At 45.6% G+C, this 13,927-nt stretch carries 16 protein-coding genes; 9 read left to right on the top strand and 7 right to left on the bottom strand.

Going from position 1 to position 13,927, the window contains the following annotated elements; genetic code table 11:
* Positions 1-8: 8 nt before the first annotated feature.
* The 4 genes from RTN07_RS04840 to RTN07_RS04825 all read left to right on the top strand — a co-directional run bounded on the left by RTN07_RS04840 (position 9) and on the right by RTN07_RS04825 (position 3,997).
* Positions 9-122 carry a histidine phosphatase family protein gene (locus tag RTN07_RS04840; protein ID WP_138018422.1) on the top strand — a complete coding sequence of 38 codons (114 nt, stop codon included), beginning with the start codon at positions 9-11 and terminating at the stop codon, positions 120-122.
* A 76-nt stretch (positions 123-198) separates the two neighbouring features.
* Positions 199-1,680 carry a UDP-N-acetylmuramoyl-tripeptide--D-alanyl-D-alanine ligase gene (locus RTN07_RS04835; protein WP_312176243.1) on the top strand — a complete coding sequence of 494 codons (1,482 nt, stop codon included), beginning with the start codon at positions 199-201 and terminating at the stop codon, positions 1,678-1,680.
* A 234-nt stretch (positions 1,681-1,914) separates the two neighbouring features.
* A complete protein-coding gene (mraY, locus tag RTN07_RS04830) occupies positions 1,915-3,033 on the top strand; it encodes a phospho-N-acetylmuramoyl-pentapeptide-transferase (protein WP_007115049.1) in 1,119 nt (372 codons plus the stop codon).
* 67 nt (positions 3,034-3,100) lie between these two features.
* Positions 3,101-3,997: a putative RNA methyltransferase gene (locus RTN07_RS04825; RefSeq protein ID WP_312176241.1), complete on the top strand. Its 897-nt coding sequence runs from the start codon at positions 3,101-3,103 to the stop codon at positions 3,995-3,997.
* A gap of 10 nt (positions 3,998-4,007) precedes the next feature.
* Here RTN07_RS04825 and xerD read toward each other — a convergent pair whose 3' ends face one another.
* The 6 genes from xerD to recN all read right to left on the bottom strand — a co-directional run bounded on the left by xerD (position 4,008) and on the right by recN (position 8,568).
* Positions 4,008-4,952: a site-specific tyrosine recombinase XerD gene (gene xerD, locus RTN07_RS04820; protein ID WP_312176239.1), complete on the bottom strand. Its 945-nt coding sequence runs from the start codon at positions 4,950-4,952 to the stop codon at positions 4,008-4,010.
* A gap of 36 nt (positions 4,953-4,988) precedes the next feature.
* Positions 4,989-5,261, bottom strand: coding sequence for a sulfurtransferase TusA (gene tusA, locus RTN07_RS04815; RefSeq protein WP_050324895.1), 273 nt, complete (start codon positions 5,259-5,261; stop codon positions 4,989-4,991).
* Positions 5,254-5,721, bottom strand: a complete 468-nt coding sequence (locus RTN07_RS04810; RefSeq protein ID WP_312176237.1) for a hypothetical protein — start codon at positions 5,719-5,721, stop codon at positions 5,254-5,256. Before RTN07_RS04810 ends, tusA begins: the two co-directional genes overlap by 8 nt.
* Positions 5,718-6,203: a Holliday junction resolvase RuvX gene (gene ruvX, locus RTN07_RS04805; protein WP_063619555.1), complete on the bottom strand. Its 486-nt coding sequence runs from the start codon at positions 6,201-6,203 to the stop codon at positions 5,718-5,720. Before ruvX ends, RTN07_RS04810 begins: the two co-directional genes overlap by 4 nt.
* On the bottom strand, positions 6,196-6,762 hold the full coding sequence (locus RTN07_RS04800) for a YqgE/AlgH family protein (RefSeq protein WP_312176236.1): 567 nt from the start codon (positions 6,760-6,762) through the stop codon (positions 6,196-6,198). Before RTN07_RS04800 ends, ruvX begins: the two co-directional genes overlap by 8 nt.
* A gap of 99 nt (positions 6,763-6,861) precedes the next feature.
* Complete coding sequence (recN, locus tag RTN07_RS04795) at positions 6,862-8,568, bottom strand: DNA repair protein RecN (RefSeq protein WP_312176234.1); 1,707 nt, start codon at positions 8,566-8,568, stop codon at positions 6,862-6,864.
* A 587-nt stretch (positions 8,569-9,155) separates the two neighbouring features.
* Between recN and ppnP the strand changes: the two genes are divergently transcribed.
* The 5 genes from ppnP (at position 9,156) to RTN07_RS04770 (ending at position 13,372) form a co-directional block, all read left to right on the top strand.
* Complete coding sequence (ppnP, locus tag RTN07_RS04790) at positions 9,156-9,494, top strand: pyrimidine/purine nucleoside phosphorylase (protein ID WP_007115041.1); 339 nt, start codon at positions 9,156-9,158, stop codon at positions 9,492-9,494.
* Positions 9,495-9,554: 60 nt separating this feature from the next.
* Positions 9,555-10,331, top strand: coding sequence for a 23S rRNA (guanosine(2251)-2'-O)-methyltransferase RlmB (gene rlmB, locus RTN07_RS04785; protein WP_312176231.1), 777 nt, complete (start codon positions 9,555-9,557; stop codon positions 10,329-10,331).
* Positions 10,332-10,406: 75 nt separating this feature from the next.
* A complete protein-coding gene (locus RTN07_RS04780; RefSeq protein WP_050324901.1) occupies positions 10,407-11,066 on the top strand; it encodes a potassium channel family protein in 660 nt (219 codons plus the stop codon).
* 33 nt (positions 11,067-11,099) lie between these two features.
* On the top strand, positions 11,100-12,497 hold the full coding sequence (locus RTN07_RS04775) for a TrkH family potassium uptake protein (protein WP_312176230.1): 1,398 nt from the start codon (positions 11,100-11,102) through the stop codon (positions 12,495-12,497).
* A 164-nt stretch (positions 12,498-12,661) separates the two neighbouring features.
* Positions 12,662-13,372 carry an exonuclease domain-containing protein gene (locus RTN07_RS04770; protein WP_312176228.1) on the top strand — a complete coding sequence of 237 codons (711 nt, stop codon included), beginning with the start codon at positions 12,662-12,664 and terminating at the stop codon, positions 13,370-13,372.
* Between the two features lie 44 nt (positions 13,373-13,416).
* Here RTN07_RS04770 and hemJ read toward each other — a convergent pair whose 3' ends face one another.
* Entirely contained in the window at positions 13,417-13,860 is a 444-nt protein-coding gene (hemJ, locus tag RTN07_RS04765) for a protoporphyrinogen oxidase HemJ (protein WP_219331982.1), read from the bottom strand.
* Between the last annotated feature and the right edge of the window lie 67 nt (positions 13,861-13,927).

The raw sequence follows: 13,927 nt of genomic DNA, 5'->3' as shown, positions 1-13,927 counted from the left end.
CTAGCATCATGAAAAAAATCTACCTAATCCGTCATGCCCAAAGCGAGTCCAATGCAGGGCAAGCCGTGCGCCCCAATCATGCCATTAATCTTACTGACGTTGGCAAGACGCAAGCGCAATGATGGGCAAGATGACGAGATTCGCTAGTAATAAACTATAACAAGACCCCAATAAAGAGACCCGAATAAAGAGACGACAATGACTGCATATATTTGGCAATCTGCCAACTTAACCGAAGCTGTGAAAGACCTAAACCCAACCTTTCACAGTGATTTTACCCAGACATCCACAAAAATTATCACCGATACCCGCAAAATTGAACAAGGCGATATCTTTTTAGCCATTAAAGGTGACAACTTTGACGGGCATGATTATGTAAAAACTGCCAAGGATAAAGGCGCAGTCTTAGCGATTGTCAGTCGTGCAGTCGAAAGTGATTTGCCGCAACTCGTAGTGACTGATACAAAATTGGCACTCGGCAAATTAGGTGCTTACCGCCGTGACCAACATCCCAATCTAAAAGTCGTCGCGATTACAGGCTCGAGCGGTAAAACCACTGCCAAAGAAATGCTTGGCAGTATTTTAAACCGTATTGCGCCGACACTTATCACCCGCGGCAATCTCAACAATGATTTGGGCGTGCCGATGATGCTGCTAGAGCTGACCGATGCGCATCGTTACGCCGTCATGGAGCTTGGTGCCAATCATGTCGGAGAGATTGCTTATACCACCCAGCTTGTCAAGCCTGATGTCGCTTGTGTGCTCAATATCGGCACGGCCCATTTGGGGGAATTTGGCGGGCGTGATAATATCGCCAAAACCAAATCTGAGATTTATCAAGGATTAAGTGACACAGGTACAGCGATTGTGCCATTTGGTGATGATTATTTTGATACGCTACTCAATAATGCCCAACAATTTACCCAAAATATTCTGACCTTTGGCGAGCGTGACGTGTCCTTGGCGGATGCTGGCGTGGATATGCAACAAGCCAAAGAAATTGGCTTAACAGATGAAGATACGGTGCTACTGATGGGCGATGTGTTTGCTGATGATGTGGAAGTCGGTAATACCAGCACCTTTAGCCTAAATTTCAATTTTGAAATTGATGAAATCGAGAGTCAAAACGTCAGCTTAAACTTTGCAGGTGAACACAACATCAGCAATGCCTTAGCCGCCGCGGCCTGTGCGCAAGCTTTGGGGCTGTCGATTGATGATATCGCCAAAGGACTCGATGCCGCCAAACCTGCCAAAGGTCGGCTCAATTTTATTGAGTTTGGTAAACATACTTTAATTGATGATACTTATAATGCCAATCCCAGTGCCGTCCTTGCTGCCACGCAAGTGTTGGTGAGTCAAGGTGCGCCCACCATGTTGGTATTGGGCGATATTGGTGAGTTGGGTGATGCCGCGCAAGAGGAGCATCGCAAGCTCGGTGAGGCTATTGCCGCCTCGGGCGTGACTGTGCTGTATACGGTGGGGGAGTTAACGCCTGTTACCGTCGCGCAAGCGCAGGCATCCGGCATGCAAGCACAGGCATATCCAGATAAAGCCACCCTACTTGCAGCGATCAAAGATAAGCTGACGAGTAGTGATGACGCTTGGCATATCTTGTTTAAAGGCTCGCGCTATATGATGATGGAGCAGGTAATTGACGAGTTAACCCGTCAGCCATCCTAGCTAAAAACAGAGCTTTCATCAGCCATTTGATAAAAATTGGCTGATTTTTTGTGAATTTTTACTTAAAATAGTCAACTTTTTATGATGGGTTTTTGCTAATGAGTCAACGTGAGACGGTTCTTATAGACGGTTTTCACAGATAGTTTTCATAGCGATTTTTCATGTATCCTATCATGATAATGACAGGGACCTTAAGCCCCTGTTTTTACCCAGAACCCCCTAAGGAGTCCACTCGTGCTATTGTGGTTATTTGAATGGCTAAGCCAATTTTATTCCCCATTTTCGGCTGTGTCATCGCTGACCTTACGTGTTTTATTGGCAGTGCTGACTGCGCTGGGTATCAGTATGGTGTTTGGTGGCCGCGTCATCGAACGGCTGCGGGCGCTCAAATATGGACAAGCCATTCGTAACGACGGCCCACAGAGTCACCTTGCTAAAACAGGCACACCCACCATGGGCGGGATTTTAATTTTAGGCAGTATTTTGGTGACCACGCTACTGTGGGCGAATCTAACCAACCCCTACGTATGGATTTTGCTGGTGGTCTTGGTGATTTTTGGTGCGGTGGGCTGGGCAGATGACTGGCTAAAAATCAAATATAAAGACCCAAAAGGCTTGATTGCACGCAAAAAATATTTTTGGTTGTCGGTTGGTGCTTTATTTGTGGGTGTGTCCTTGTACTGGATTGCCAGTCAGCAGCCGCATGTGGCGACAGCTCACGCCATGCAAGATTTACTGATTCCGTTATTTAAAAACGTGTCAATTCCTTTCTCCGCTGTACCATTGGGTTTGGCGTTTATTATCTTTACTTATTTTGTGATTAACGGCACCTCAAATGCGGTCAACTTAACCGATGGTTTGGATGGTCTCGCCATTTTTCCTGTGGTGTTGGTCGCGGCAGGCTTAGGGGTGTTTGCTTATGTGTCAGGGGATTTTCGCTTTGCTGAATATCTCCACGTGCCCTATATTGCTTATAATAGCGATGTCACAGTCGTGTGTGGTGCCATGGTTGGCGCAGGGCTTGGGTTTTTATGGTTTAACGCGCATCCCGCCCAAGTGTTTATGGGTGATGTGGGTGCATTAGCGTTAGGCGCAATGCTCGGCACCATTGCTGTGATGACGCGCCAAGAGATTGTACTGTTCATCATGGGTGGTCTATTTGTGGCAGAAGCGGTATCGGTCATGCTACAAGTAGGCTCTTACAAACTGCGTAAAAAACGCATCTTTCGCATGGCGCCCCTGCATCACCATTTTGAAGAAGGCGGCTGGAAAGAAACCCAAGTGGTCACCCGTTTTTGGATTATTACCATTGTCTTGGTTATTTTAGGGCTGATGACGTTGAAACTTCGCTAACTTTGCTACGTTCGCTAACGGCGCTTTGCATCAATTGGGTTTTTAACAGCTTTTTTGAGATATTTTTATGGTGGCATCCCCTTCGACATTTTCTGCAAATTTTCGCTGCCCGATTTGCCAAAGTCCGCTAAAGGTGGGTGAAAAAGTTTGGCAATGCACCGGTGAAAATGCGCAGCAGCGGCAACATAGCTTTGATGTCGCCAAACAAGGGTATGTGAATCTACTGCCGGTGCAAAATAAGCATAGCAAAAACCCCGGTGATAGTGATGAGTCGATTATGGCGCGGCGTCGTTTTCTGCAAGCGGGGTTTTATCAGTCGCTGCAAGATGGGCTGTATGACTTTTGCAAAGGGCTATTATCCGCCCAACCATCGGTAAATTGGCTGGACATTGGCTGTGGCGAAGGGTATTACACTGAGCGATTTTTACAGCTTAACCCAAGCAAGTTAGTTGCGCTTGATATCAGCAAACCTGCCGTACTCGCCACCGCCAAACGACTTAAACCAATTAGCACGACCACGCAAAAATATTGCTTAGTGGCATCTGCTTCGCAAGTACCATTGGCCAGTCATGCGGTGAGTATATTGACCAGTATTTTTAGCCCGATTTTGGTGGATGAATTTCATCGGTTAGTCAGCGATCAGGGTTTTGTAGTGATTGCCAAGCCTGCCGTCAATCACTTGATTGAGATGCGTGATGGGCTATTTGAACAAATCGTGGCGCACGACTCAGACAAATTTATCGATGAATTAGCACCGTATTTTGCGTTGGTTAAGCAAACGCGGGTGGAAACCACCATTTCGCTTACCGCTATGCAGTTACAAGATTTATTGACGATGACGCCCTATGCGTTTCGGGCGCAGCCAGCCAGACGTGAAGCATTAATCGAGCGCTGCCAGCAAGCAGGGTCAATGGGCTTCACGACCGATTTTATGATTTATGGGTTTCAAAAAATTTGTCTATAAACAAACAGCCTTAAGCGCGCGGATGATGATGCTGATGTAGCTGTTGCAGTCTTGCCGTAGCCACATGGGTATAGATTTGGGTGGTTGATAAATCGCTGTGACCCAATAACATCTGTACACTGCGCAAGTCAGCGCCGTGATTGAGCAAATGAGTAGCAAAGGCATGACGTAAAGTATGTGGAGAAATTTCGCTTTCGATGCCGGCTTGCTTGGCGTAGCGTTTAATGACATACCAAAAGTTTTGGCGGGTCATGTAGCCGCCTTGTTGGGTCAAGAATACCGCTTGGCAGCGACTTTCTCGCCCATTTTTCATGATACATAATTGTGGTCGCGCCAGGGTCAAATAATCAGTCAATACATCAATCGCCACTTCGCCAAGGGGTACCAGCCGAGTCTTATCACCTTTACCGGTAACCTGTAACCAGCCTGCATTGAGATTGACTTCACTAAGCGATAAATGAATAAGCTCAGAGACACGTAGCCCGCAGGCATAGAGCACTTCAAACATGGCTTGGTCACGCATGCCCAATGGGGTCGATGTATCTGGGCTAGCGAGTAGGGCATCGACATCACTTTCGGATAAATCTTTGGGCAGCGCGCGGCCAAGTTTTGGGGTCTTGATATGCTCACACGGGTTGTCATCACGCTGATTGGCGTTGATTTGCCATAAAAAAAACTGTTTAAGCGATGATAAGGCACGTGCTTGGCTGCGTGCTGTTTTGCCTTGTTTATAGAGCGCTGCTAGGCAAGCCAACACGTCACTGGCATCCCAACGGGTGATGGCTTTGCTACAGGTGGTTTCGCACAGCATCAAGTCACGAATATAAGCATTGCGCGTATTGGTGGCAAGTCCTCGGGTTAGCAATTCTTGGCGAAACTGCTGAATATAACTGGGCTCATCATGAAGGTGTAAGGCTTTGACTTGGCGAGGTTGGCGCGCGGCGACTTGGGACATAAATGACTTGAAATCTCGGGATAAGGGGGCGTTTTTTTAACCAGCTTTTTTCTTAATCCAGTAATGATACACATTGGCATACGGATCAGGGTTTTGGTGTTGTTGCGGGTTAATGATGTCTTGCTGCTCGATAAGTTCATGCCCCAGATGACGACAAAAATTGGGGATATCGCGCGTGGTCGCAGGGTCAGTGGCGATGACATGAATCACCTCTCCCGACTGCGCTTTACGAACGGTTTTATGCAGTAGCATAATCGGCTCTGGACAAATCAGCCCTTGGGTATCGAGTTGGTAATTGGCATCAGGCATGTTGAGTCTCTGTTTTTTGAGTTTCTGTTTGTCGACTTTCTTGGATAAAATTAAAAAAACGGGTTAAATTGGCTTTAAACATAAACGCCACCCCAATCCAGGCGGCTAGGGCGACATAGCTACTGATAACAAACAAGCCAAATCCCATACCGATACACAGCGCAAGCATGCTCGGCTGGCTTAAACGGTAACGGTATAAAATAAACGCCACATAGCAGGATAGCGGTATGGTCAGTCCAACAAGTCCGTAAGGCACCCAATGAAACAAAGTATAAATCGTTTGACTGTCCTTAAACTGTGACAAGCTCTTTAGGGTACCAAATAATAAAAATAGCGCAATTGCTAAATAAACCAGATAAATTGACCATTTGTTGAGTCGCTGTGCGTGCTCAATCAAACCAAGAACAGGGGCAGAAAAGCCTTTGGTCGTTGGCATGGCAGGTGCATTTAATTGAGTCATGATAACAGCGCTCCTTCGCCACTTCTAAGCCAACTGCCGAGCATAATCGCTGAGGCGATACTATCAATCGGCTCTTTGTCACTTTTGATTAACCCATATTCCCAAGCCAAATTTTTGGCTTCACGGCTAGTTAAGCGCTCATCCGCCAAAATAATCGGCCGTGGTCGATGCGCTTCCTCAAGCTGGTGCTTAAGCCTACGAGCAAATTTTTTGGCACGATTGCCAAGCTCTGATGCAGTACCATCCATATTCAGCGGCAAACCGATGATGATGGTACTCACTTGCCATGACTCGATAATTTTTAGCAATTCATCCCAATTGGGTTTGCCATTATCCATTTTAAACTGCATCAACGGGCTTGCGGTTTGGGTTAAGGTATTGCCCAAGGCGATACCCATTTTTGCGATGCCAAAATCAAGCCCCATCACCGTTTCGATAGTGTGGGTGTGATGGGTATCTTGTGCCATAGTCAGGTTAAGCATGCCCGATATCCGTACTCAGTTTGTTAAAATCAACGCCCAACTGCTGAGCGGCGACTTGCCAGCGAGTCTGATGGTCGATATCAAACAATAGCCCCATTGATGCCGGCAAAACAAACCAATCGCCTTGGTTGATTTCTTCTTCTAGCTGCCCTTTTCCCCAGCTGGCATGACCCAAACAAAGCTCAAAATGCTCAACACCTTGACCACCCGCGATACTTTGTAAAATATCCTTGCTAGTGGTGATACAGACGTTTTCGGTGATGGCAAACGAAGATACCCAATCTGGCTGTCCCGTATGGAGCACAAACCCAACTTCCGGGTTCATGGGGCCTCCATCTAAGGGTAATTTTCGGTGCAAGTCGGTGATGGTCACATCAATATTTAATTCTTCAAACAATTTGGCAACGTTGCTGGTTTCGATGGGTTTGTTAATTACTAGCCCTAACGCGCCTTGTTGGTCTTGACGGCAAATATAGACCAAAGATTGATAGAAAATCCCGCCGTCAATATTGGGCGAGGCTATCAAAAAATGGTTGGTAAGATTTTGGTTTCTTGACATTCAGTGGCATACCTAATTAAAAGCGACTTAAAAGCGGCAAACATTAAAAACAATAAGCATTAAAAACGATAAACATTAAAAGCGTCAAGCAATGTTAAATTAACTGACACGGCGACTTGCTAGCAAACTGCGCGCGTGTTTGAGCGTGTCTTCGGTGATATTGACCCCGCCCGACATGCGCGCTAATTCCTGCACTTGCTCATCGCCCGACAGAATTTTTAAGTGAGACTGGGCTTTTTCTTGCTGGGTTTTGTACACCAAAATATGCTGATGGGCTTGTGCCGCGACTTGCGATTGGTGAGTGATAGCAATGATTTGTTGTTCTTCACCCAGTTCACGCAGTAACTCGCCCACCACTTGCGCCGTGCCACCACTGATACCCACATCCACTTCATCAAATACCAATAACTGACGGGTGGTCGTTGCCATATCGGTGGTCGTATTACGGCAAACCCCTTGCGCATCAATGACTTGCATGATAAGGGCTAGCCGTGATAATTCACCGCCTGAGGCGATTTTGTGAATCGGTTGCATCGGCATACCGACATTGGCACTAAATAGCAGTTCTATTTGCGATAACCCGATACTTTGCGGTTTATCAAGTGGGGTAAATTCAAATGCTGCTTGCACATTGGGCAATGCCAATGCTTTTAACCGTGCGACTAGGGCTTCAGCTAATGTCTTGGCATTAGCTTGGCGACTGTCATCCAACGCTTGGGCTTTTTGTAAGTAGGCTTGATAAGCTTCTTCAATTTGCTCTGCCATCGCTTCAGGCGACATCACCGATTGCAAGTCATCTAATTGCTGTTGCCAGGCTTGGCTGTCTTCAACAAGGCTTTCAGGGGTGGTGTGATATTTGCGCGCCAGTCGGTGGAACGTCGATAACTGCTCATCAAGTAGTGCTAACCGCTTGGGGTCAAGGCTTTGCCCTTCGGCATAATTGCTCAGGGTGCTAGCGACTTCAGCGATTTGGGTATGTGCTGAGTACAACTGTTCAACACAATCAGCATAGGTTTGGCTAAGCTCGGTTTGCGCTTCACACAGTTTAATCGCCCGATTAAGCAAGCCTATCACATCGGGCTCATCGCTGTCATTATCGAGTAATTGCACCGACAAGGCGGCTTGCTGCATGAGGTTTTCAAGGTTAGATAATTCATCATATTCAGCTTCAAGTTCACTGTATAAGACAGTGGCAATTGGCTCAATATCGGCTAATTGATTGCTCAATAGCTGAATTTGCTGCTGGCGCAATTGCTCGTCTTTGGCGTGCTGCGCGACTTGTGATTTAAGGCGTTCGTACTGCAAAAAAGCCTGTTTCACGTCGCTTGCTTGGCTGTTTAAGCCCGTGGCACTATCCAGCCATTCCATCACAAACTGCGGACGTAGCAAACTTTGCTGGGCATGTTGGCTGTGAATATTGACCAGTAACCCACCTAAAGTTTTAAGCTCATTCATACTAATGGGCATGCCATTGAGCCAAGCTTTACTACGAAGCGTACCGTTTTGGTTGGCAAGTTGCCGGCGAATCAGCAGCGTATCGTCTTCGAATGGGTAATTTTGCTCGCTCAGCCATGCAATGACTTTAGGTAATTGACCGATATTAAATTCTGCAAAAGCGTCTGCCGTGGTCTGTCCATGCCGAATCAAACCTGCGTCACTACGACCACCCACGCACAAGGTCAAGGCGTCAAGCAATAGTGATTTACCAGCACCTGTCTCGCCAGTGATAATGTTAAATCCAGCATTCATCTCAATCTCAGCATTGGTGACGAGTGCTAAATTTTGTAAGGTTAACTGTGTCAGCATATCAATCCTATCATTGACGTTAAGAGTGGCACATTGGCGGTCAAATTTGCAAAAACTTTATTGTAACCTTCTCATGAAAAGCTCACAATAATCCTAGACAAGTCTTCAAAAATCAGTAAAAATTCCATCTAGCTGTTTCACACTAAACAATAGCATAATTGGGACAATTACAAAATAAGCAACGCAAAAATCCAACTTTCAGTCAGCTGGGTATCTTTGATGGGTATCTGTGTCTAGCAATCTTCGCCTAGTTAAGCTGAGGGCGGTTTCATCGATTGTGATAAAACATAGATTGTTATAATAGATTGTCATAAAAGTTGACTAAATTTGATGCTATCCTATTGGTCTAAACAACGTCTGCATAAGGATAACGGAACATAATTTTTTATCAACCGTTAACAATCTATCGGCAATACCATTGGCTGATTGCGACAAGTCACGGACTGCGTTTGATTATAGAACCCATTTGTCGACTAAAAAAAGCGGGTTGCCGCAAAACGACTTGCCCATCTTTATAATTCTTTATAATTTTTTATAACAAGGCAGCGTTATCAAGTCAACTGACTGTGTATTTTAAGGAGAATCTCATGACGTCACCTAATCGTTTCGACCATGTATCGGTAGAAAAAATAGCGAATGTTTACTATGAAGGTCGCACTTTTAGTCGGACCGTTTGGTTTGAAGATGGACGCAAAAAAATGCTAGGAATCGTGCTGCCTTGTGATGCCGATGTGCCAGCCTATGAATTTAAAACCGACTCATCTGAACGTATCGAAATTTTGGCAGGCGAGTGTGAAGTCAAACTGGCAGGCGAGGAAGAATTTACTTATTACCGTGCCGGTCAAGCATTCTTGGTCGAAGGGCATAGCAGTTATGAGCTACGTAATGAAGCAGTCGTGCAGTACATTTGCCACCTAGAAGGCTAACGGATAATATACAAGGCTAGGGGCAAGGCAAATATAAAATTGAAAAAAGGGTCATCAATCATGGCAAAACCGAGTTACTTTTATGGCATTCATGCCGTGCAATCCATCTTGCAACACCGCGGTATCGATGGGTTGATACTCTTTATTCAAGACGGTAAAAAACAAGATGATGCCACGGTAGCCAACATCACCGAGCTTGCCCAAACTTACGGGATTGCGATACAAATCAGCGCCAAAGACAAACTCACCAAACTTGCAGAAAGTCCGCAGCATCAAGGCGTGGTATTACAAGCCCGCCCTGCTGAACTCCAAGATGAGGCAGATCTCAAATACTTAGTTGACAAACACCAAGCCGAGCGAAAACCGCTATTACTACTGGTGCTTGATCAAATCACCGACCCGAACAACCTTGGCGCGTGTTTGCGTACCGCTGTGGCAATGGGCGTCTCAGCCGTCATTATTCCCAAAAATCATAGCTCAAGCATCACCCCAGCCGTGGCAAAAGTCGCTGTCGGTGCGGTGGAATTAATGCCTTTTATCCAAGTCACTAATCTTGCGCGTACGCTCACTGACATCAAAAAACAAGGGGTGTTTGTGTTTGGTACGGCACTCGATGACACGGCAAAGCCCGTGCAAGACTGTGATTTGACAGGTGATGTGGCGATTGTGATGGGCTCAGAAGGTGATGGTATTCGCCGTTTGACCGCAGATACCTGCGACCAGTTGGTTTATATCCCGATGCCCGGCAATGAACATGGGCAAATCCAAAGCTTAAATGTCAGTGTCGCCACTGGCATGGTGCTGTATGAAGCCAGTCGCCAGCGCGCTAAAAAATAATGAGAAAATATGTTATCTGTATTGATGATTTAAAAAAAATTGCTCAGGAAGTGGGCTAAGAAAGGAAAAATCAAAATGCAATTTGCCATTATCGGACTGGGTGTTTTTGGTATTACCTGCGCTAAAGAGCTTGAAAAATTGGGCAACCAAGTCCTAGCGATTGATATTGATGAAAAACTGGTCGATGACATCAGTGAATATGTCACCCGTGCCGTGATTGCTGACGCCACCGACAAAGACACCATAGAAGAGCTTGACCTTGCAAGTTTCGACGGGGTACTCGTGAGCATTGGTGATAACCTTGAAGCCAGCTTGCTATGTACACTCAACCTACTAAGCCTGAACGTACAAAACCTATGGGTGAAAGCCAAAACCGACTCCCATCACCAAATCCTACAAAGCTTAGGGGTGAATAATATAGTTCATCCCGAACAAGACATGGGGATTCGTATTGCCCAAAAAATGAACTATCCGATGGTCAAACAATACATGGCGTTGGGTGACGAGCAGTTTTTGGTTCGTCTAGACCCGCCTGAGCAGTGGCGAGGGCACCCGTGGTCGGATGTCCAACACAGCCATCCTGATATTACTTTTATCATGCTAAAACGCAACCAGCAAATCTTTAACCAATTACCCGATGGCTTTTTCTTTCAAGGTGGGGATAAATTGGTGGTGGGTGGTGATACCCAAGCGCTGCGTCGCCTTGCCAAAGCCATTCGCCAAACGGCTATTTAGCCCGCTACTCACGTAAAAAAGGTAATTGTAGATATGCCGTTTCGTGAAGTCAAAAAAGGCGACAAACCAAAAATTGTTGATAAATCAAAATCCAGTACTCACGACCTAGAACCGCCTACTAAACAGGGACTGTATTTGTCCTCGCCTGCGATTTTGTCCTTGGGGTTTTTAGCGTTAATCGTGATGGGGACGGTTTTGCTGTCATTGCCAATCGCAACGATTCAACCGATTAGTATCCTAGCGGCAGCCTTTACTGCGACCTCTGCGGTGACCGTTACGGGGCTAAATGTCGTAGATACCGCCAACTATACCACGTTTGGACAACTGGTGATTGCCGCGCTGATTCAATTTGGCGGTCTAGGCTTTATGACCTTTGCAATTTTGGTATTGACCAGTCTGCAAGGTAAAATGGGGTTATCTGGCTCAATCACGGCGCAAGAAGCGTTGGGTACTCATAGCAACCAAATTGGCAGTACCGCCAAAGCGGTAATCAAAATTGCCTTTATCACCGAGAGCTTGGGTTTTTTAGGGTTAACGCTATTTTTAGCACCGCTAAAAGGGCTAAAAAATGCGATGTATGAAGCGTTTTTTCTATGTATCTCAGCATTTAACAATGCAGGTTTTGCGCTAAATGGCAACAATATGACTGCCTATGTGCACCAGCCGATGATTAGTTTTATCATAAGCTTGCTTATTATCACGGGCGGTATCGGGTTTTTGGTGATTTTAGATATCATCAAACACAAGCGCTGGCAAAAATTTACCCTGCACACCAAAGTCATGGTTTTGGGCACGTTAGCGCTCAATATCATTGGTTGTATACTGTATTGGTTACTTGAGCGTCATAACGCCAAAACGATTGGCGGATTGAGCGAAGCTGGGCAGTGGTTTGCGTCTTGGTTTATGGCGGTGACGTCACGTACTGCAGGCTTTAATAATATTGATTATAGCCAAGTGACAGATGCCAGTACGTTATTGACTTTTATATTGATGTTTATTGGCGCAGGCTCAATGTCCACAGGTGGCGGTATCAAAATCGGCACGTTTGTGGTTATCCTAGCATCGACTAGGGCATATTTGCGTCAGCACCCGCAAGTGACGATTTTTCATCGTGCTATCTCTGATCACTTGGTAAAAAAATCGTTTGCGGTGATGAGCACCTCGATTTTGATGATTGCTTTAGCGGCGTTTATTTTAACGATATTTGAGCCAGAAGGGCATTTGACTGATATTTTATTTGAAGTGATATCGGCATCGTCAACCGTCGGGTTATCGCGAAATTTCACCCCGACATTGAGTGAGCCTGGGCAATGGGTGATTATGTTTATGATGTATATGGGGCGTCTTGGACCGTTAACTTTGGCGTATTTTATCGCCACCCCTAAACCGACCCGTATTCGTTATCCTGAGACCCATACCCTTGTTGGTTAAGTTGACTAATTTAATAGGGTTAGCGAAGTGGCAAATACCAAGCAAAAATTTTACCCAGCGGTTGGTGCACCCAAGATACTGAAAACCTAACGAAGCTATCGCCAAATCGTGTATGATGATTCTCTACAACTGGTGAATTGAGCGATTTAGTAAGTTTTAAGGTTATGAGTAGTTATATTTTAGATACAGAAGCGCATGGATTGGTTGAGCCCCATGCGACCGAAATTGCCTACATTGGCGTGGTGTTTAGTCCGGCAGGCGAGCTGATACTACAGACCCACAACGCCTTTGAGCAGCGCTTTAACCCACACAAAAAAATTACTTTGGGCAGCCAAGCCATCACAGGCATTTTTGACGACGATGTGGCAGACAAGCCGCCGCATACTGATTTTCAGTTACCAAAAGACTGCGAGTATCTCATTGGGCACAATATCGACTTTGATGCTGACGTGCTCACCAATGCCAACTGTGATTTATCAAACATTAAGCGTATTTGCACTTTGGCACTGGCACGGCATTTTTTCCCGCAGTTAGATAGCCATAGTTTGGGGGCGCTACTGTGTTTTTTTGAGCCGCAGGTTGCCAAAAAAAATATCAAATTCGCGCATGGTGCCAAATACGATATTTGGTTTACTTTTTTGGTATTAAAAGCTATCTGCTATCAGCATCGCATCACCGATATGGCACAGCTGTATCAAGCCAGTGAACATGCCCGAAAACCCACGGTAATGCGCTTTGGCAAACATAAAGGGGTTGCCATTAAAGACTTGCCGGCTGATTATGTCGATTGGCTGCTCAAACAAGCTGACCTTGACCCGTATTTACACCTTGCACTCACCGAAAATAGCGCAGGCAATCATGGCAACCTTCTATGATTGAACCCTTGCGCTATGATTGAAGCCCTGAAGTGCCAAAATGATTACGCGCCAAATTGCGGTTTAACAATCACCAAAATCACCACGGCGACCAAAATAAACACAGGCACCTCATTAAACCACCGCCAAAAAACATGGGTTTTATAGTTAGGGTTATCAATGAGTTTTAAGCGAAATCGACCACAAGCTACATGATATACCGTCAACGCAATGACGTAGGCTAGCTTGATATGTAGCCAAACTTGGGTTTTATAACTGTCCCAATTAGGTAGCAGCATACACAAGCCAAAAATCCAAGTGGCAATCATCGCAGGTGTCATGATGCCGCGATACAGTTTACGCTCCATCAACGCAAATCGATCTTGACTGATTTTATCGGTACTCATGGCATGATACACAAACAAGCGTGGTAGATAAAAAATCGCGGCAAACCAACACACCAATGAAATCACATGCCAAGCTTTAAACCATAAAAAATATTCTGTCATTGCTTACCCCGATGATGATGCAACTAAACAAGCTTACCCTAAATCAGCTTATTCTAAATAAACTTGC

The sequence above is a fragment of the Moraxella sp. CTOTU46934 genome (genome assembly GCF_031979465.1).
Classification (GTDB): Bacteria; Pseudomonadota; Gammaproteobacteria; order Pseudomonadales; family Moraxellaceae; genus Faucicola; species Faucicola tetraodonis.
Note: the sequence above shows the minus strand (reverse complement) of the source record. Positions and strands in the feature narration are given on the sequence as shown.